Origin of the sequence: Dyella sp. BiH032, from assembly GCF_031954525.1 — a bacterium.
In the GTDB taxonomy this organism is placed as follows: Bacteria; Pseudomonadota; Gammaproteobacteria; order Xanthomonadales; family Rhodanobacteraceae; genus Dyella_D.
The window spans coordinates 3,376,475-3,395,967 of the sequence record NZ_CP134867.1; the positions used below are offsets into that span (position 1 = coordinate 3,376,475).

Annotated in this window: 15 protein-coding genes; 8 read left to right on the forward strand and 7 right to left on the reverse strand. The window is 66.9% G+C overall.

The window, feature by feature from the left end:
• Positions 1 to 80: 80 nt before the first annotated feature.
• From RKE25_RS14810 to RKE25_RS14835, 6 genes are all read right to left on the reverse strand, one after another.
• Positions 81 to 1,037, reverse strand: a complete 957-nt coding sequence (locus tag RKE25_RS14810; protein ID WP_311838865.1) for a glycoside hydrolase family 43 protein — start codon at positions 1,035 to 1,037, stop codon at positions 81 to 83.
• Positions 1,034 to 2,602, reverse strand: a complete 1,569-nt coding sequence (locus tag RKE25_RS14815) for an exo-alpha-sialidase (protein ID WP_311838866.1) — start codon at positions 2,600 to 2,602, stop codon at positions 1,034 to 1,036. Before RKE25_RS14815 ends, RKE25_RS14810 begins: the two co-directional genes overlap by 4 nt.
• Before the next feature lie 151 nt (positions 2,603 to 2,753).
• The gene (locus RKE25_RS14820) at positions 2,754 to 3,809 is read right to left on the reverse strand and encodes a glycoside hydrolase family 43 protein (RefSeq protein WP_311838867.1); all 1,056 of its coding nucleotides are present in this window, start codon (positions 3,807 to 3,809) and stop codon (positions 2,754 to 2,756) included.
• A 60-nt stretch (positions 3,810 to 3,869) separates the two neighbouring features.
• The gene (locus RKE25_RS14825) at positions 3,870 to 6,677 is read right to left on the reverse strand and encodes a TonB-dependent receptor (RefSeq protein ID WP_311838868.1); all 2,808 of its coding nucleotides are present in this window, start codon (positions 6,675 to 6,677) and stop codon (positions 3,870 to 3,872) included.
• A gap of 117 nt (positions 6,678 to 6,794) precedes the next feature.
• The gene (locus RKE25_RS14830; protein WP_311838869.1) at positions 6,795 to 7,982 is read right to left on the reverse strand and encodes a cellulase family glycosylhydrolase; all 1,188 of its coding nucleotides are present in this window, start codon (positions 7,980 to 7,982) and stop codon (positions 6,795 to 6,797) included.
• A gap of 143 nt (positions 7,983 to 8,125) precedes the next feature.
• Positions 8,126 to 9,274: an aldose epimerase family protein gene (locus RKE25_RS14835; RefSeq protein ID WP_311838870.1), complete on the reverse strand. Its 1,149-nt coding sequence runs from the start codon at positions 9,272 to 9,274 to the stop codon at positions 8,126 to 8,128.
• Between the two features lie 404 nt (positions 9,275 to 9,678).
• Here RKE25_RS14835 and RKE25_RS14840 point away from each other — a divergent pair, with 404 nt between their 5' ends.
• From RKE25_RS14840 to RKE25_RS14875, 8 genes are all read left to right on the forward strand, one after another.
• Entirely contained in the window at positions 9,679 to 10,404 is a 726-nt protein-coding gene (locus RKE25_RS14840; RefSeq protein WP_311838871.1) for a FadR/GntR family transcriptional regulator, read from the forward strand.
• Positions 10,401 to 11,324 carry a 2-dehydro-3-deoxygalactonokinase gene (locus RKE25_RS14845; protein WP_311838872.1) on the forward strand — a complete coding sequence of 308 codons (924 nt, stop codon included), beginning with the start codon at positions 10,401 to 10,403 and terminating at the stop codon, positions 11,322 to 11,324. Before RKE25_RS14840 ends, RKE25_RS14845 begins: the two co-directional genes overlap by 4 nt.
• Positions 11,321 to 11,962, forward strand: a complete 642-nt coding sequence (locus tag RKE25_RS14850) for a 2-dehydro-3-deoxy-6-phosphogalactonate aldolase (protein ID WP_311838873.1) — start codon at positions 11,321 to 11,323, stop codon at positions 11,960 to 11,962. The genes RKE25_RS14845 and RKE25_RS14850 overlap by 4 nt, the downstream gene beginning before the upstream one ends.
• Positions 11,959 to 13,107, forward strand: a complete 1,149-nt coding sequence (gene dgoD / locus RKE25_RS14855; RefSeq protein WP_311838874.1) for a galactonate dehydratase — start codon at positions 11,959 to 11,961, stop codon at positions 13,105 to 13,107. Before RKE25_RS14850 ends, dgoD begins: the two co-directional genes overlap by 4 nt.
• 2 nt (positions 13,108 to 13,109) lie before the next feature.
• Positions 13,110 to 13,874 carry an SDR family oxidoreductase gene (locus tag RKE25_RS14860; protein ID WP_311838875.1) on the forward strand — a complete coding sequence of 255 codons (765 nt, stop codon included), beginning with the start codon at positions 13,110 to 13,112 and terminating at the stop codon, positions 13,872 to 13,874.
• Positions 13,871 to 14,767, forward strand: coding sequence for an SMP-30/gluconolactonase/LRE family protein (locus RKE25_RS14865; protein ID WP_311838876.1), 897 nt, complete (start codon positions 13,871 to 13,873; stop codon positions 14,765 to 14,767). The genes RKE25_RS14860 and RKE25_RS14865 overlap by 4 nt, the downstream gene beginning before the upstream one ends.
• Positions 14,768 to 14,841: 74 nt before the next feature.
• Entirely contained in the window at positions 14,842 to 16,233 is a 1,392-nt protein-coding gene (locus RKE25_RS14870) for a sugar porter family MFS transporter (protein ID WP_311838877.1), read from the forward strand.
• Positions 16,234 to 16,500: 267 nt separating this feature from the next.
• Positions 16,501 to 18,045, forward strand: a complete 1,545-nt coding sequence (locus tag RKE25_RS14875; protein WP_311838878.1) for an RICIN domain-containing protein — start codon at positions 16,501 to 16,503, stop codon at positions 18,043 to 18,045.
• Between the two features lie 610 nt (positions 18,046 to 18,655).
• Here the strand turns inward: RKE25_RS14875 and RKE25_RS14880 are convergent.
• Positions 18,656 to 19,486 (reverse strand): OmpA family protein, encoded by an 831-nt coding sequence (locus RKE25_RS14880; protein ID WP_311838879.1) that lies wholly within the window; start codon positions 19,484 to 19,486, stop codon positions 18,656 to 18,658.
• Between the last annotated feature and the right edge of the window lie 7 nt (positions 19,487 to 19,493).

Here is a 19,493-nt window from a genome sequence, read left to right on the forward strand (position 1 = left end):
AGCGACCAAGACCGAGAGGACGAGGCCAGAAGCAAGCCCCTAATGAGCGCCCCCCATGTCGCACCATCAATACCTATCCCTCATCCACCATCAAAAACCGGCACCCCATCCTTACCCCAAGAAAACCGCTGCATATAAGGCGCCCGCCGCGGCGAACACCCCCACCCCGCCCCGCCATTCGCGTGATAAATGATCCAATTCCCGCCATCCGCAGACTTGAAGAACCCGTTGTGCCCCGTCGCATACACACCATGCGTCGGCGAGCTCTTCACCACCGGCGCGAACGACTTCGTCCACGAAGCCGGATCCAGCAGATCCGCTCCGGCGTCCGCCGCCAACATGCCGATCGCATAGCCATCCGACCAGCACGCACTGGCCGAGTAGGTCAGGAATACCTTGCCTTTCGGCCCGGCGAGGAACTCCGGCGCCTCCAGGATCTTCCGCCCTCCCTGCATCTCCCAGGCGAACGTCGGCGCAGCGATGTCGGCCTCGTTCCCTTCCAGCGTCCATGGATTGCGCATGGGCGCGATCGCCAGGTCGCTGTGGTCATCCACATACGCGGAATAGACGAAGTACAGCCTGCCGCGATGCTCGAATACCGTGCCGTCGATGCCCGTGCGCCGGGTACGCAACATGCCCTTGTCGGTCCAGGTTCCCTGCGTGGGATCGGGCGAGGCGTTCTCCAGCACGAACACATGCCGGTGCGCATCGTCGTTGTGCGCCTTGTCCGCGGCGGAGTAGTACAGGTACCACTTGCCGTCGAGGAAATGCAGCTCCGGCGCCCATATTGCGGCGGAGTTGGGGCCTGAGGAGGGTGCGCGCCACACGGTCACCGGCACGGCATCGCGCAGCTTCGCCATGTCACGGGTCTTCCACAGGGAGATGCGATCGCCCTGCGTGTGCATGTAGTAGTAGAAACCGTCCCGCTGGGTCACCCACGGGTCCGGCCCGGAGGGCAGCAAGGGGCCCACGGGAACGCCCGCCTGCGCCTGTGCCGCGCCGAGCAACAGGCCCAGCCATATCGCTCGCATCGTCATGGCTTCTTTTCTCCTGATCGCGGCGTCACATCGCCCGGTCCGCCATCCAGTTGCAGGTAATCCACGTCCAGCGCGTGGGTTCCACCTTCCACGTCGATCGTGTTGAAGCCGGGCAGCAGCGATACCTTGGCGGTCGCCGTCCGTGCACCATCTGCACTCTTTGCCATCGTCGCCGGTACACGCGCTCCGTTCACGGCGAGCGCCGGTTCCGCGGCGAAGCCGAGGTCTTCGAAGCGCAGCTGCACCATGTGCATGCCCGCGGTCGCATGGACGACGAAGCGCAACCGCGCCTCACTCCCCTGCCCCAGTCGCGCCTTGCGCAGGTTCGATGCCTTCGGGTCCGGCACGGCCACGGCACCGGCGAGCATCGCGTCCTCCGCTTCATAGCGATCGAAGCGCAAGGGCGCGACCGCAGAAAGGATTTCGTTGCGCTGCGCGCGCTCCGGCGCGTCCACGGCCGACGACGAGGTGACGTGCAGGAAGCTGCCATCCCCGCGTGCAAGCAGCGCCTGCGTCCAGCCCGCATGTATGTTTCCGCTGCGCTTCTGCACCGGTGCACGCACTTCCCACCAAGGACCTCGGCCAGAGGCATTGTTCCAGTAGAAGGCGCGCCCTCCTTCGTCACCTCCGCCGCCGGCGCGCTGCGCGGTCACTACGATCACGCCCTCCGGCCCGCCTTGCGGAAACCATTGCACGACCGGACACGCCGACGGCCAGAAGCCCGACAGAGTCATCACCGGCTCGCCATGCCGCCGCGGATCGCCCCAATCGAATCCATCCCGGCTGAACTTGATGAACACCTGGCCGTTGCGCGGACCATCGATGTTCTCGTAGGTCATCGCATAGCGTCCGTCTCCCAGGCGCGTGACGATCGCCATACCGGGGCGCTGCACGCCGCCCGGGATCGCCACGTCCCACACTTCCGCGCCCCAGCTGCGGCCGCCGTCGCTGGAGACCTTGTGCGCCAGCAGCTGGTTGTAGCCCTCGGCCTTGTGCTGCTCGCTGGAGTAGTAGGCCACCAGCCGCCCGTCATCCAGCAGGTGCACGTTGGGTTCCCACACGCCCTTGTTGTCCTTGTCTTCCGGATGTCCGCCGCCGCGCACGATGGAACTGCGGTAGCGCCACGTCCGGCCACCGTCGACCGATGCGTACATCTGCAGATCTTCGACGTGGACGCGCCCCCGCTCGTCGTTGCGTGTCGCATTCGCCGACAACAGCAGCGTGCCCGCCGGCAGGTCGGCGGAGGCGCGCGGCAGTTCCACCAGGTTCGGCTGCCAGCGCAGTTGCCAGTGCGCGTCGCCGCCATGCGACTGGTCGGTGACGTTCGTCAGGAATCGCCAGTGAACGCCCTCGTCGCGGCTTTCCCACAACGGGATACCGGCCATGCCGTCCTGTTCGAACACCATCAGCAGACGACCGCGATCGGCCGCCGGACCTTGCGTCACGCGCGCCACCGACGCGTAGCCCGTGCCGTCGGCGATACGCTCACCCACGGCGTCTTCGGCGCTCGCCGCGGAAGCCGCCGCCGCGATACCCAGCGCCACGGCCAGCATCGTTCGTTTCATAAGGTCTCCGAGAACAAAAAAAGAGCGGGACGGCACACGCCACAACCGCCGCCCGCCCAGGGAAGAAACACCCGAAGGCACGTGCCGGCTCCGTACGCACCTGCGACGGATGCCGCGGAACGCGATGACTCCGCTCACGACACCCATGGCCTTATCGAGGGACGCCGGCCTCGCCCGACGGCACATCCAGCGGTACGCCGGGGTTCACGGGCGTGCCAAGCACGGGCGCGCCATTCGCGTCGAAGCTCATCGGCTGCATGCGGACGTCGCGGCAGTCATAGGCGGGCTTGCAGTCGAGCCGTTCGATCGCGTGATACACGTTCCAGTACTGCCTGCCATCCGGCGACGGCACGAACACTACCGAGCCCGGCCCGTAGACTTTGCCGTGATGGTCGAAGATGGGGCCGGACTTCCGCCACGCCGACGGGTCCAGCGGGTCGCCGCCGGACTTAAGCGCCAGCAGGCCCACGGCATAGTCGTTGGGGATCCAGCTCGCGCTGCCCGAATAGGTGATGTAGGTGCGGCCGTTGCGCGTATAGCCGACGGGACCTTCCTGGATCGGCTTGTCCCGCGTCTCCCACGGTTCGGTGGGCGTGGACAGGAGCACGGCCGGCTTGCCGACGTGCACCGCGTCGCGCATCGGCGCCAGGCAGATGCGTTGCGGGAACGCCGAATCCGCCTGGTTGGTGCACGACCAGGTGAGGTAGCGCTTGCCGTCGGCCGCAGTGAAGACATTGGGATCGATGCCCCAGTGGTCCGGCAGCACATCGAGTTGCCCATGCGGTAGGCCGGTATCCGCCTCGCGGAAACTGCCAAGCCCGGGGCCGCCGTCGGAGCTGAGCACGAACAGCCGGTGATGATCGTTGTTGCCGTCGTCGGCCGCGTAATAGACGTACCAGCGGCCATCGATGCGATGCAGCTCGGGCGCCCAGATTTCCTTGCCGTTGGGGGCGCGCTCACCGCCATGCTTCCACACGCCGACCCATGGAGCCGTGGCCAGGCCGGTCAGCGTCTTCGACTGCTTGACACAGATGTCCGCCACGCCGCAGTTGGCGCTGCTGTAGTAGTAGGTGCCGTCGACATACGTCACCCACGGGTCCTGCCCCACGAACACGGGATTCGTGAACTGCGCCGCCATGCCGGGCGGCGCCAGGCAAAGCGCACCGGCGACGAGTACCGGACGCAAGCTCGCGTATGGCCGTTTCACGTAACGCCCTCCTTTCCCGGGCCACGCGTGCCGCCATGCCGGCGGCACGCGCGCCTTCCGTCAGAGCTTGAAGCGCACGCCCAGGCCCACCGAGCGGTCCTGGTAGCGCAGGTCCTGCGGCATGGCCTTGCCGGAACCCGCATAGGAATGGAAGTCCTTGCCCAGCAGGTTGGTGGCGTTGAGCACCACGGTCAGATACTTGTTGATGTCGTAGCCCAGCGACAGGTCCAGCATGCTGGCCGGCTCGTCGTACATCTGCGCGTTGTTGCCGATCACATTGGTCGCCGCCAGGAAGAATTCCGGATAGCGGCTGCGATAGCTGTACGCCAGACGCGCGGAGATGCCGTACTTCTCGTACATCAGCACCAGGTTGTAGTTGTTCTTCGACACGTTCTGGAACGGCGCGCTGATGAAGCCGTCGCCGGTCATCGACGGCGTCTTGAGCTTGCTGTCGATATAGGTGTAGTTGGCCTGCACGCCCAGGCCGCTCCACGCGCCGGGCAGGAAGTTGAAGAACTGGGTGTACGCCAGTTCCACGCCGTCCAGGTGACCCGAGCCCGCGCTCTGCGGACCGGAGATCAAGTACGTGGTACCGCCGATGTTCTGCTCGAACGTATAGTTTTCGATGTAGCCGGTGATGTCGTGATAGAACACGCCGCCGGTCAGCGAGCCGACCTCGTTGAAATACCACTCCAGGGTGGCGTCATAGTTGTTCGACTTGGTCGGCTTGAGGTACGCATTGCCGCCTGCGCCGGTGGCGATGGTGTTGGCGGTGGCCGGGCTCAGCGACAACGACGGATTGAGCTGGCCGAAGTCCGGATACTGCACGGTCTTGCCGGCCGACAGGCGCATCTGCAGATCGTCGCGCAGATGCAGGTTGAACGATACGTTCGGCAAGGCCTCGCGCTGACTGGTGTTCAGGCCGATGGGCGAATACAGCTGCGTCGAGTTGTCGTACGTGAAGGCGTTGAGATCGCGCTTGATGCGCTCCAGGCGCACGCCGATCACGCCTTCGAACGGCATGCCGAACATCTCGTTGCCATAATTGAGCTGGCCGTACAGCGAATACGTCTTCTCCGTGATATCGAAGTACTGACCCTGCTGCGCCGGCAGCCGGCCGGTGGGCAGGCCGTAGAACTGGCGCAGCGCGTCGGCATTGTTCAGCAGGTAGTTGTAGCAGCCGGTCAGCGCACTGCCCGGTACGGCGCCGGTCCGCGGCACGTTGCAGAAGTACTGCGGGCCGAACAGCGAGAGCACGTTGTTGGCCGGATTCGGCGAGCCGTCCGGCAGGTACGCGCCCCCCGGAGGCGATTGGCCGAACTGGGCGCCGGTGGCCTGGGCATTGGTGTCGGCATAGCGCAGGCCGAAGTTCACCGAGTTGAAGAAGGCGTTGTCCAGGCTGTAGTCGCCGTCAAAACGCCAGGCGGTCTGCGTTGCGCGGTTGTTGTTCCACTGCTGGTACAGGCCGTTGAGGTAGTAGTTCGCCGGGTTCATCTGGGGATTGCCGACCAGGCCCCAGTTGTTCGGATAGTTGTAATACGTGGTCAGCGGCGAGCTGGACGCATCCAGGTAGGTGTCCAGCACGAAGCGCTGATTCTGGTAGCTGGCCGCGTTGCGTGTCACGTCGCCGGACAGGTTGAGCTTGTCGCCATGCCACTTGATGCCCAGCGAGTTCTGGATGTTGTGGCCCCAGTCCTCGTGTGCCTGCGTGCTGGTGGCGGCATAGTAATTGCCGGTGAACTGCGCGCTGTTGAGCGGGCAGATGGTCTGCCCGTGATACGGCGAACCCGGAAGTCCCATCGGGAAGCACGAGCCGCTGGCCGTGAACTGCGATGGCGCTACCACGTTCTGCGGACCGGAGAAGTAGAACGGCTGGTTGTACTGGTCGGAAAGCCAGGTGTACAGGCCTTCCAGGTACACCTCGGTGTTGTCGTTCGGCTTCCACTGCAGGGCGTAGTTCGCCTCCGGACGCTTGCGCCAGCCGATGTTGTAGTTGGCGCCGTACTGATTGGGCGCCACCAGCAGGTTGCCGTTCTGCGCACGCACCGGATTGCCCGCGCCGTCGGTGAGCACGCGGGTCAGGTTGTCGTCCACATACGACACGTTGTAGTCGTAGTGCATGGTGTTGATGCCGGCGTTCAGCAGCGCGCCGAACTCGCCGTAGTCGGTCTTCCAGCGATTGCTGATCAGGAAGCTGGCGGTCGGATCGGTATGCGCGCCGTACTTCTGGTTGGTCTCGGTCAGCGTGCCGGCCACCTTGAAGCCGTCGAAGTCGAACGGGCGGAACGTGCGGATGTCCACCGTGCCGGCGATGCCGCCGGTCACCATGGTCGCGTCGGTCGACTTGTAGACATTCAGCGCGCTCACCGCCGTCGCCGGCAGGTCCTGGAAGGAGAACTGGCGCCCGCCCGCGCTGAAGATCTGGCGACCGTTGAGCGTGGTCACCGCATTGGGCAGGCCGCGGATCACCACGGTGGTGGTCTCGCCCTGGAAGCCCTGCGCCACTTGCACGCCGGTCACGCGCTTGAGCGCGTCGGCCACGCTGTTGTCCGGCAGCTTGCCGATGTCCTCGGCGACGATCGAGTCGACGACCAGCTGCGAATCCTGCTTGATCGATTGCGCGCTCTTGAGGCTGTCGCGCAACGGCGTAACCGTCACGCCGGTCAGGTTGATGGCGTTCTGCGTGGCGGCTTCGCCGGACGCGCCCGGTTTCTTCTTGGCCGGCGTCTGCGCCGCCGGCGCGGCGGCGGACTGGTCGGTGGTGGCCTGCTGCGGATCGGCGCCGTTGGTGTCGGCGGCGTAAGCGGGCGCCAGTGCGGCGGCGACCGCCATGGCGAGCAGGGACAGCGGGATGCGATAGCGGTTCATGCGGCAAACCTCCCCGTTGATCGGAGTCGAGCGCTACCGGCGCGTGCCGGCGGCAAGCGTTGAGAAAGACATGGCGGCCCGCGCCTCGCGGGCCGTCGGTTGCGGCGCGAGTGAGGGTCAGCGCGCCTTGAGCAGTGCTCCGGCCGGATATGCCGACGCCTCCGCCGGCACCACGCCACGCGGTGCGTGCGATAGCGCGCGCAAGATCTCCGCCTCGCGCTGGCGGTACGGCGTGCCATCGCCGTGCAGCAGGTCGTGGAACCACAGCGTCGGCGGCTGCAAGGTGTACGGCCGCTGCCAGGAATCCCACGGCATGATGGTCTGCGAGCGGCCGTCGACGAAGCCCCAGTTGACCATGCCGACGTCCAGCTTCTTGGCCAGCGGCAGTACGCCGTCGATGGTCGAACCGTTGCCGCGCGCCATGTATTCGGTGCAGATCAGCGGACGGCCGTAGCCTTCCAGCTGTTTGACGCGGCGCGCGAAATCCTCGGGCCAGCCGTAGTTGTGGAAGCTGATCACGTCGGACTGCTCGATCTGCGTGCGCTCCACCGCATCGAGCTTGGCCGGGTCGGACCAGTCCTCGTGTTCCCACAGTCCGCTGGTCAGCGGCTGGGTCGGCGATGCGCTGCGTGCCCAGGCGAATACCTGCGGCAACAGCTTGGCGACCAGGTTGAACTTGTCCTTCGGTTCCTTGGCGTCATAGTTGCCGCCGCCCGGATTGTTCGGTTCATTCCACACGTCCCACGCGAGCACGCGCGGGTCTTTGGCGAAACTGCCGACGATGTCCTTCACGTACTGCTCGAAGCGCGGATACTGGCTCGGGTCGGCCAGGGCCACGCCCGGGCTCTGCACCCAGCCGGAGTTGTGCACGCCGGGGATCGGCGGACGCTGCGGGCCCAGCTTCGGCTCCGGATCCCAGCAGGAATCGAACAACACGAAGATCGGCTTGATGTGATGCTTGTCGGCGATCGCCAGGAACTGGTCGATGCGCTGCTTGAAGCCGGCCGCATCCTGCTGCCACAGCAGGTCGTGCAGAAACACGCGCATGGTGGTCATGCCCAGCTGCTGCGCCCAGCCGAGTTCCTTGTCGATCCGCGCGGTGTCGAACGTGTCGGCCTGCCACATCTCCAGCTCGTTGATCGCGTTGGCCGGCAGGTAGTTGCTGCCCAGCGGCCAGTACTGCCTGGCGTACCAGGCCTTGGCTTCGGCAGGCGTCCAGCGCGCGGCGGTATCCCGCGCGAAGGACTGGGGCGCGGCGAGCAGAGCCGCCAGTCCCAGTGCCGTCGCCATCAATGCGTGCTTCATGTCGAACTCCCCTTCTCGCTTCTTGGTGACCGCCGGTCTTCGCCGGAGGCTCGGATGTTTTCGGCCGCATCAGGCAAAGCGGCCCCGCGGCGCCCGCGGAAGGGCACCTTCGTCTTGGCATGCGGCGGGCGTCCTGACGCCCGTCAGTGCTTGGCTTGCGCAGGCTCCGTGCCGAACTCGTACACGATCACGTGGCGATACTCCTGCCCTGGCGCCAGCCGCGCCGAGCCGAAGGCCGGCTGGTTGGGCGTGTCGGGGTGGAACTGCGGCTCCAGCGCGAACGCGTCGCCCTGGCGGTACACCTGGCCGCCGGTGCCGACGCTGGTCGCATCGAGGAAATTGCCCGAGTAGAACTGCAGGCCGGGCATGGTGGACTTGAGCGTCATGATGCGGCCGGAGGCGGGATCCTCCACCTTCGCCACCACGCGCGGCTCCTTCGCCACGTCGCGCGCGATCACGAAGTCATGGTCGTAGCCGCGGCCGTTGAGCAGCTGCGAATCGTTGGTGCGGATGTCGCGGCCGATCGGCTTGCCCTGGCGGAAATCGAATGGCGTGCCGGCCACCGGCTTGAACTCGCCCAGCGGTATGGATGTCTTGTCGATCGGCAGGAAGGTCTCGGCCGGAATGGTCAGCTTCTGCGCCATCACGCTGCCCGAGCCTTCGCCGGCGAGGTTCCAATAGGCGTGGTTGGTCAGGTTGACGACGGTGGGCTTGTCCGTGGTGGCGCGGTACTCGATGGTGAGGCGGTTGCGCGCATCGAGCGTATAGATGGCCGTGGCAGTCAGCTTGCCTGGATAGCCCATGTCGCCATCGGGGCTCACATACGTCAGCGTGACGCTTGCGCCATCCGCGCCGTTCTTCACCGCGCCGATCGTCCACAGCACCTTGTCGAAGCCCTTGGTGCCGCCGTGCAGCGAATTGGGGCCATCGTTCACGGGCACGCTGTACTCATGGCCGTCCAGGGTGAAGCGGCCCTTGGCGATGCGGTTGGCATAGCGGCCCACCGTGGCGCCGAAGTACTGCGGTTTCTTCAGATAATCGTCGAGCGTGGCATAGCCCAGCAGGATGTTGGCACCCTTGCCGCTGCGATCCGGCGCGACCACTTCCTGCAGGCTGGCGCCGTAGGCGATCACGCGGACGCGCACGCCGTGCCCGCTGTCCAGCACGACCGCGTCGACATGGCTGCCGTCCGGCAACGACCCGAACGTTTCGCACTTCGCTTCCGCCGCCTGCACCGTCGCCGCCATCGTCATCGCACCTAGCAAGGAACCCAGGATCACTGCACGTCGCATACGTCACTTCCCCTTCGCCACCCTTACGGGACGGCGCATGCAACCACATTGTATGATTATCGTGCAAGGGACCTTCGGCACCTTTTGCGCGCCTTGCGCGGTGCACCATCGAGCGATGGATGACACCGTTGTCCAGCCCCAGGGCGCCGTGCCAAGAGCGTTACGCGGTTCGTTACATGTCCGCCGATTTCACAATCGACTTGCGAAATATCGCAATGCGTCATCGCCATCGATGGATGCTCCATGCGCCGATGCCATCCGGATCGATCACAACGCTTGGCAGGACGCGAGCGAAGTGCTTATAGTCCGTTTGTATGACAAACCGATCCGGCACCGCGAAGGCCGGGCATATGCGGCGATGCCGCCTCTCCATATAGAGAGAGACATTGGGGATCGAGGAATTCATGAAGAAGCCGCCCGCTGTTCGCACCCTGTACGGACACGTGATGCACGAACTCGGCCAGCGCATCGTCAGTGGAAGAGTCAAGCCCGGCGAGGTGCTTCCCCGCGAAGAGACCCTGGCCGAGAACCTCGGCGTCAGCCGCACGGCGCTGCGCGAGGCCCTGAAGGTGCTTTCCGCGAAAGGCCTCATCGCCTCGCGCACCGGCGTCGGCGCACGCGTGCAGGAAGAGCGTCACTGGAACCAGCTTGACGCCGACGTGCTGGCCTGGCGCTGCGCTTCCATGCCCACCGACGACTTCGTCGACAAGCTGGTGGAAATGCGCGAGCTGATCGAGCCGGCCGCCGCGGCCGCCGCCGCGCGCCATCGCACTGCCGCGCAGCTGGCGGAGATCGACACCGCCTACCGCGAGATGGATGCCGCTCAGACCCTGGAGGAATGGACCACGGCCGACGTGCGCTTCCACGACGCCGTGCTGCACGCCACCGGCAACGAACTGCTGCACTCGCTGTTCTCCGTGGTGGAGACCGCGCTGAGCGCCTTCTTCAGTCTGTCCGCGCGCAGCGCGGGCGACTTCAAGTATTCGCTGCCGTACCACCAGCAGGTGCTGGAGGCGATCCGCCGCAAACAGCCCGAGGTTGCGCGCAAGGTCATGCTGTCGATGATCGCGGACTCGCGCGACAACATGCGCCGCAGCCGCCCCCGCTCCCGCCGGAAGGCCACCGCGTGAGCACGGCGCTGATCGGCCTGGACTGGGGCAGCACGCATCTGCGTGCCTATCTGTTCGACGGCGGCGGCGCGGTGCGCGAAGCTCGCGCCCTGCCCCATGGCATCCGCCAGCTGCCCGCCGGCGGTTTTCCCGAAGCGTTCGCCCTGGCCGTGCAAGGCTGGCCCGCGCTGCCGGCACTCGCCTGCGGCATGGTCGGCAGCCGCAACGGCTGGCGCGAAGTGCCTTATCTGGATACGCCCACCGGCGTCGAGCGGCTCGCCCGTCAGCTCACCCGCATGGAGACGCCGGATGGACGGCAGCTCCACCTCGTGCCCGGCCTGCGCGACCCGCAACGTCCCGACGTGATGCGCGGCGAAGAGACGCAGATCGCGGGCGTGCTGGCGCAGCAACCCTCCACCACGCGCCTTCTGCTGCCCGGCACGCACAGCAAATGGGTGCGGCTGGAGCACGGCGGCGTCGCCGGCTTCGCCACGGTGATGACCGGCGAGCTGTACGGCCTGTTGCGCCAGCATTCCATTCTTGGCGCCGCCCTGCCCGAGGCGAGTGACGACGAGGCCGCGTTCCGCCGCGGCGTCGATGCCGCACGCGACAGCGGCCCGGCCGGTGCGCTGTCGCGGCTGTTCTCGGCGCGCGCATTGATGCTCGATGGACAGCTCGACGCCGCCGCGGTACCCGACTATCTCTCCGGCCTGCTGATCGGCGAGGAACTGCGCATGGCGCTGGCCGCCGGCTGGGCCGACGCCGGCATCTCCATTCCCATGGTCGGCGAAGGCCCGCTGTGCGAACGCTACCTGCGCGCGGCCCCTGTGTTCGGGCTGCGCCTCGAACGCGCGCCGGAAGGCACCACCGCCCTTGGCCTGTGGCGCATCGCCGCCGCGGCCGGATTGGTTTCCCCGCAAGCGACGGTCCCCACGTCATGAAAGCTTGGCTGCATCCCCTGCCGCTGGTCGCGATCCTCCGCGGCCTGCAACCCGACGAAGCCGTGGACATCGGCGGCGCACTCGCCGCCGCCGGTTTCCGCATCCTGGAAGTGCCGCTCAATTCGCCCGATCCCTGCACGAGCATCCGCCGCCTGGTGGATGCGCTCGGCGACGGCTACCTGGTCGGTGCCGGCACCGTGCTCGATCCCGCGCGCGTCAAGGACGTGGCCGACGCCGGCGGCCGCCTGATCGTGATGCCGCATGCGGACACCGCGGTGATCCGCGCCGCCAAGCAGGCCGGCCTGTACTGCGTGCCCGGCGTGGCCACGCCCACCGAGGCGTTCGCCGCCCTGGCCGCCGGGGCCGATGCGCTCAAGCTCTTTCCCGCCGAGCAGTCCTCGCCCGCCGTGCTCAAGGCCTGGCGCGCGGTGTTGCCGAAAGATCTCGCCGTGCTGCCGGTCGGCGGCATCGCGCCGGACAACATGGCGCCATGGCTGGCCGCCGGCGCCGCCGGCTTCGGCATCGGCTCGTCGCTGTACGCACCCGGCCGCCCGGCCGCCGACGTCGCCGCCCGCGCGCGCGACTTCGCCGAGGCCTGGCAGCACCTACATGCTGATTCGCAAGGAACCCGTGCATGAAGATCACCCGCCTCACCACCTTCCTCGTGCCGCCGCGCTGGCTGTTCCTGCGCATCGATACCGATGCCGGCATCAGCGGCTGGGGCGAGCCGGTCGTCGAAGGCCGCGCCGAAACCGTCGCGACGGCGGTCGCCGAGCTGGCCGACTACCTGGTGGGCAAGGACCCGCGCCACATCGAAGACCTGTGGAGCGTGATGTACCGCGCGGGCTTCTACCGCGGCGGTCCGATCCTGATGAGCGCCATCGCCGGCATCGACCAGGCGCTGTGGGACATCAAGGGCAAGGACCTCAACCAGCCTGTGCACGCCCTGCTCGGCGGCCCGGTGCGCGATCGCATCCGCGTGTATTCGTGGATCGGCGGCGACCGCCCGGCCGACACCGCGCGCGCGGCGATGGAGGCGGTGGCCCGCGGCTTTACCGCGGTGAAGATGAATGCCACCGAGGAGATGCAATATGTCGACAGCTTCGACAAGGTCGAGCGCGTCATCGCCAACGTGCAGGCCGTGCGCGACGCGGTAGGCCCGCATGTAGGCCTGGGCCTGGACTTCCACGGCCGCGTGCACAAGCCGATGGCGAAGGTGCTGATGCGCGAGCTGGAACCGTACAAGCTGATGTTCATCGAGGAACCGGTGCTGTCCGAGCATCTCGAATGCATCCCGGAACTGGCCGCCGTTTCGCCTGCCCCCATCGCACTGGGCGAGCGCCTGTACTCGCGTTACGACTTCAAGCGCGTGCTGGAGATCGGCGGCGTCGACATCCTGCAGCCGGACCCCTCGCACGCCGGCGGCATCACCGAGACGCGCAAGATCTCGGCCATGGCCGAGGCCTACGACGTGGCGGTCGCCTTCCATTGCCCGCTCGGCCCCATCGCGCTGGCCGCCAACCTGCAGTTGGACGCGGTGTGCCACAACGCCTTCATCCAGGAACAGAGCCTGGGCATCCACTACAACGCCTCCAACGACCTGCTCGACTACGTGACCGACCGCGGCGTGTTCGCCTACCAGGACGGCTACGTCACCATGCCCACCGGCCCGGGCCTCGGCATCACGGTGAACGAGGAATACGTCGCCGAGCGCGCCAAGATCGGCCACCGCTGGCGCAATCCGCTGTGGCGCCACGCCGACGGCAGCGTGGCGGAGTGGTGAGCATGAGCGAGTTCGCCACCTATCCGAGCCTGCGCGACCGCAACGTGTTCGTCAGCGGCGGCGCCACCGGCATCGGCGCCGCCTTCGTGGAACACTTCGCCCGCCAGGGCAGCCGCGTGGCCTTCGTCGACATCGATCGCGAGCATGGCGCGGCGCTGGCCGAAAGCCTCGCGGGCGAACGCCACCGCCCGCTATTCCTTCCCTGCGACGTCACCGACCTCGACGCGCTGCACGCGGCGATCGCCGCCGCGCGCGAGGCGCACGGTCCGGTCGGTGTCCTGGTGAACAACGCCGCCAACGACGTGCGCCACAGCTTCGGCGACACCACCGGCGAACAGTTCGACCGCAACATCGCCATCAATCTGCGCCACCAGTACTTCGCCACCCAGGCCGTGCGCGAGGACATGCGCGCGCTCGGCGGCGGCTCGGTGATCTGCCTGGGCTCCACCGGCTGGATGAAGAAGAACGCCGGCTACCCGATGTACGCCATGGCCAAGTCCGCGGTGCACGGCCTGGTCAATGGCCTGGCGCGCGAACTGGGCCACGACCGCATCCGCATCAACGCGCTGGTGCCGGGCTGGGTGATCACCGAGAAGCAGCGCCGCCTGTGGCTGGACGAGGAAGGCGAAGCGGAGATCAAGCGCGTGCAGTGCCTGCCCGGCTATCTGATGGCCGAGGATCTCGCGCGCGCCGCACTGTTCCTGGGCGCCGACGACAGCCGCATGTGCACCGGCCAATCCTTCCTCGTGGACGGCGGCTGGGTATGAACCTGCGCGTCGTCCACCACCCTGCCAACACCCTCGGCGAAGGCGTGCTCTGGTGCGAGCGCGAGCAGGCGCTGTACTGGACGGATATCCACGCCGCCACGCTGTGGCGCCACCGCCCCGCCAACGGCGAGGTACGCCGCTGGACCATGCCCGAGCGCCTGGGCTGCCTCGCGCTGTGCGAGACGGAAGGCTGGCTGCTGCTCGGGCTCGCTTCCCGGCTGGCGTTCTTCCGCCCGGACGACGAAACCCTGCTGCCGCTGATGGAGGTCGAATCCGGCCTGCCCACGCGCCTCAACGACGGCGCCTGCGACCGCCAGGGCCGCTTCGTGTTCGGCACCTTGCACGAACCCGCGCCCGGCGAGACGCGGCAACCGATCGGCGCGTTCTACCGTCTCAACGCGGACCTCACGCTGGAACGGCTTAATCTCCCGGGAGTTGGCATCAGCAACAGCCTCGCTTTCAGCCCGGACGGCCGCACGATGTATTTCTGCGACTCGCCTTCGCGAGTCATCCAATGCTGCGACTACGGCGACCGCTGCGGCGAGCCGCGCGTCTTCGCGCGCATCGACGATCCGCGCGGCGAACCCGACGGCTCGGCGGTGGACGCGCAGGGCTTCCTCTGGAACGCGCAATGGGGCCTGGGCCAGGTCGTGCGCTATGCGCCGGACGGCCAGGTCGATCGCGTCGTGCCGGTGCCTGCCGCGCAACCGACCCGCCCCGCCTTCGGCGGCCGCGGACTGGACACGCTTTACGTCACCAGCGCGCGCGACGGCCTGAGCGCCGACGCGCTGGCATCGCAATCGCAAGCCGGCGCGCTGTTCGCCGTGGAGGCCGGCGTCGCCGGTCTGCCCGAACCGCGCTTCCGCGGCTCGCCGCCCGGCGCGGCTTCCTGATACCCGTTCCAGACCTACCCGGTCGCACCACACCACCGGCGGTACCCATTCACGCAAGCGAGGTCGTCAGTCCCATGAACTCCCAAGCCATCGCGTCACCCATCGCCCGAACCCGGGGCACCGTGATCTACACCTGTGTGCTCGCCGCGCTGGCCGGCCTGATGTTCGGGCTGGACATCGGCGTGATCTCGGGCGCCACCCAGTTCATCAAGGATGAATTCGCCGTCAGCGACCACGTCATCGAGATGATCGTCAGCTCCATGATGCTCGGCGCCGCCGCCGGCGCGCTGGGCGCCGGCTGGCTGTCCTCCCACCTGGGCCGCAAGCGCTCGCTGATCCTGGGCGCGGTGCTGTTCGTGCTCGGCTCGCTGCTGTGCGGCCTTGCCTGGTCGCCGGATACGCTGATCGCCGCGCGCGTGATCCTGGGCCTGGCCATCGGCCTGGCCACGTTCACCGCGCCGCTGTACCTGGCGGAGGTGGCGCCGGAACGCATCCGCGGCGCGATGATTTCCACCTACCAGCTGATGATCACCATCGGCATCCTGGTGGCCTTCCTCTCCGACACCGCCTTCAGCTATCACGGCGCCTGGCGCTGGATGCTGGGCATCATTGCCATCCCCGGCGCGCTGTTCCTGCTGGGCGTGCTGGGCCTGCCCGACAGCCCGCGCTGGCTGATGATGCGCGGCCGCCGCGACGAGGCCATCGAAGTGCTGCGCCGCCTGCGCGGCGACGAGGTGGTGGTGGCGCGCGAAGCGGCCGACATCGAGGAACAGCTCAAGACTCCGCAGCGCGGCTGGGACCTGTTCGCCGAGAACCGCAACTTCCGCCGCTCGGTGTACCTGGGCGCGCTGTTGCAGCTCATGCAACAGTTCACCGGCATGAACGTGGTGATGTACTACGCGCCGCGCATCTTCAAGGAGATGGGCTACGACACGGCCGCCCAGATGTGGTTCACCGCGCTGGTCGGCCTGACCAACGTGCTGGCCACCTTCATCGCCATCGCCCTGATCGACCGCTGGGGCCGCAAACCCATCCTCTACACCGGCTTCGCCGTGATGGCCGCGGGCCTGAGCGCGGTGGGCGCGATGATGAACGGCGGCATCAACGGCCAGACCGAGCAGTACATCACGGTGGCGATGCTGCTGATGTTCATCGTGGGCTTCGCGATGTCGGCCGGCCCGCTGATCTGGACGCTGTGCTCGGAAATCCAGCCGCTCAAGGGACGCGACTTCGGCATCGGCGTCTCCACCTGCACCAACTGGATCACCAACACCATCGTCGGCTACACCTTCCTCAGCCTGCTCAACAGCATCGGCAACGCCAACACGTTCTGGCTGTACGCCGCGCTCAACGCCGTGTTCATCGTGCTGACCTTCTGGCTGGTGCCGGAGACCAAGGGCGTCACGCTGGAACAGATCGAGCGCAACCTGATGTCCGGCAAGCGGCTGCGCGAGATCGGCCGCTGACCGCATTTTTTAGCTCCCTCTCCCCTCCGGGGAGAGGGTTGGGTTGAGGGGCCGGGCGAAGCGTAGAAGCAGGAAAGGCAGAGCTTGCCCCGCTCCATAGAAACGCTTTCCCGAGCACCCGCCCCTCATCTGCTGCGACCGAAGGAAGTCCCCGTGGGACCGGCATCTTCTCCCCAGGGGGAGAAGAGTTTCGACACGAGGCCGGACCACCGGCCCACACGCTCCACACTTTCAAAACACGCCACCTACTCATCCGGAGAGAACGTCATGCAACGCATCCGTTCCTGGTGGTCCTGTCTGTGTTTCCTGTGCCTGCTCATGCCCCTGGGCACCGCCCACGCCGCGACCGGCACCGTCCTGCAAGGCAGCACGCTCTATCCTCGCGTCGTACGTCTCGAACACGGCCCCGCCAACACCTACGGCCGGCTCATCGCCAGCACCAACGGCATCATCTTCCAGAGCAACGACAGCGGCGCGAGCTGGAACCTGCTCGGCCCCGTGCCCACGGCGGCGGGCAGCACCGAACGCTGCTGCGCCACGCTGTACGAACTGCCGCAGCAGGTCGGCTCGCTGGCCGCCGGCACGCTGATCTCGGCCGCGTCGTACTTCTCAGGCAACACGCCGGCCGTGGAGGTCTACGTCAGCACTAACCAGGGTGTGTCGTGGACTTACCACAGCACGCCGGTACTCGCCGGCGACGCCAGCCATGGCCTGTGGGAGCCGGAATTCAGCATCGCCAACGACGGCGCGCTGGTGATGTTCTGGTCCGACGAAACCGACCCGTGCTGCAGCCAGAAGCTGTCGCAGATCCGCACCTACAACGGCAGCAGCTGGCAGGACCGGACCGACACCGTGCGCAGCACTATTCCCGGCGATCGCCCGGGCATGATCACGGTCAGCAAGCTGCCCAACGGCCATTTCTTCATGAGCTACGAACTGTGCGGCCCCGCAGCCTGCACGGTGTTCTCGCGCACTTCCACCGACGGCTGGAACTACGGCGATCCCGCCAACATGGGCACGAAGGTTCAGACGGCCGCCGGCCAGTATCTGGAGCATGCCCCGCTCAATAAGTGGAGCCCGTCGGTACTCTCCTCCAACGGCGCCATCCTGCTGGTCGGGCAGGTGATGTACGAATCCAACGGCAGCGTGTCTCCCTCCAACGGCAAGGTGCTGTTCGTCAACACCAACGCGGACGGCGCCGGCAACTGGTACACCATCGCCGCGCCCGTGCAGGTACCCGGCGCGTACGACAACTATTGCCCGAACTACTCCTCCGCCCTGCTGCCGGCGGCGGACGGCTCGCGCATCCTGGAACTGGCCTCGGACTACCTCAACGGCGGCTGCATCGTGTATTTCGCCAGCGAGCCGTGGAACCGCCTGCCCGCCGACGGCTCGACGCACGTCTTCCAGAGCGTGCAGGCGCCGTCGCTATGCCTGGACAACACCGGCTGGTCCACCGCGAACAACACCAGCGCGGAACTGTGGGATTGCAACGGCGCACCGGTGCAGAACTGGACCGTGCACGCCAAGGGCGGCGGCTGGTTCAGCATCCAGAACCAGCAGACCGGCCTGTGCGTCGACAACACCGGCGGCAGCACCGCGCCCGGCAATCTCGTGACCCTGTGGGGCTGTGCCAACAATGCCAACCAGAACTGGCAATTCATGGACCTGGGCAACGGCAGCTACAAGCTGATGAACCAGGCCTCGGGGTCACTGATGCTGGACGATCCGGCCGGTTCCACTACGCATGGCACGCAGTTGCAGATATGGACCGACAACGGCCTGGCGCCACAGCAGTGGATTCTGCGCTGAAAGCCCAGCCCCCTCTCCCCTTCGGGGAGAGGGTTGGGGTGAGGGGCCGGGCGAAGCGTAGAAGCAGGAAAAGCAGAGCTTGCCCCGCTCCGTCGAAACGCTTTCTCGAGCACCCGCCCCTCATCTGCTTGCCGGCATCTTCTCCCCGGAGGGGAGAAGAGCTTCACGACGAAGAACTCCACGACAACCTCAGTCCTTACCCCCTCTCCCCTCCGGGGAGAGGGTTGGGGTGAGGGGCCGGGCGAAGCGTAGAAGCAGGAAAAGCAGAGCTTGCCTCGCTCCGTCGAAACGCTTTCTCGAGCACCCGCCCCTCATCTGCCTACCGGCATCTTCTCCCCGGAGGGGAGAAGAGCTTCACGACCAAGAACTCCATGACAACCTCTACCGAACCGCGTGAAACCATACCTTGACGATCCGGCCATCGCGCACTTCGTACATGGTCACCACTTCGCGTTGTCCCTGCACGCCGGGGATGCCCACCAGGCGTTCGTGACCTACCACGATGGCGCCGCCAGGACCAGCACGACGGCGACTATCGCCCTTGCTATGTCTTGTCCGAATGCAAGTGGATGCCCGGCTCCGCCGCGGTCCGACAGAGCCGGGCACGGCCTCAGTCGTCGCCGTCGATCCGCACCTCCACGCGCCGGTTCGGCGCCAGGCACGCGATCAACTGCGCGCGCGGACCGTCGGCGCACTCCTTCACCTGATCGGCCTTGCCGAACCCCTCCGCGCTGATGCGGCTGGCCGGCACGCCCTGCGCCACCAGATACGCCTTCACCGATTCCGCGCGCCGCTGCGACAACGCCTGGTTGTACGCCTCGCCGCCCAGGCGATCCGTGTACCCGGCAATGCGCACCGAGCGCAGCTTGTCGCCCTGCCCCTTCAGTTCCGCGGCCAGATCGTCCAGCGTGCGGCGGCCTGCGGGCGATAGCTCAGCTTTGTCGAACGCGAACAGCGCATCCGCCGACAGCACCCGCGGCTCATGCGATTGCGGCGCCGCCACCGGAGCCGGCGGGGCTGGCTCCTTCAGCAGGTCCGCGCAGCTTTCCGGCTTCCAGTAGAAACTGCGCGCGATCTTGTTCTCGTCGAACAGCACCTTGTACTGGCACACCGTCACTTCGTCGGTGCCGGGCTTGCGGAAGTTGAACACGTAGTTCCACTCCCGCACGCCCCACACGCCTTCGCTGAAGTGCGGATAGCCGATCAGGTCCGACACCTGCGGCTTGTTGAGGCCCGGCTTCATCTGCCGCAGGTTGGCGAGGTTCGGGAAGGTGCCGCCCTTGTGCATGGGCGTCACGCTGCCCGGATCCGGCCACACCATCTGGCTGGCGTTCCCGCCGTCCTTGGCGATGTCGTGGCTGACGTTGCCGCAGGCGGTCAGGCCGGCGGCGAGGGCGAGCGCGAGCGAGGCCGCGGCGATCTGCTGGAAGGAAGTACGCATGGATTTG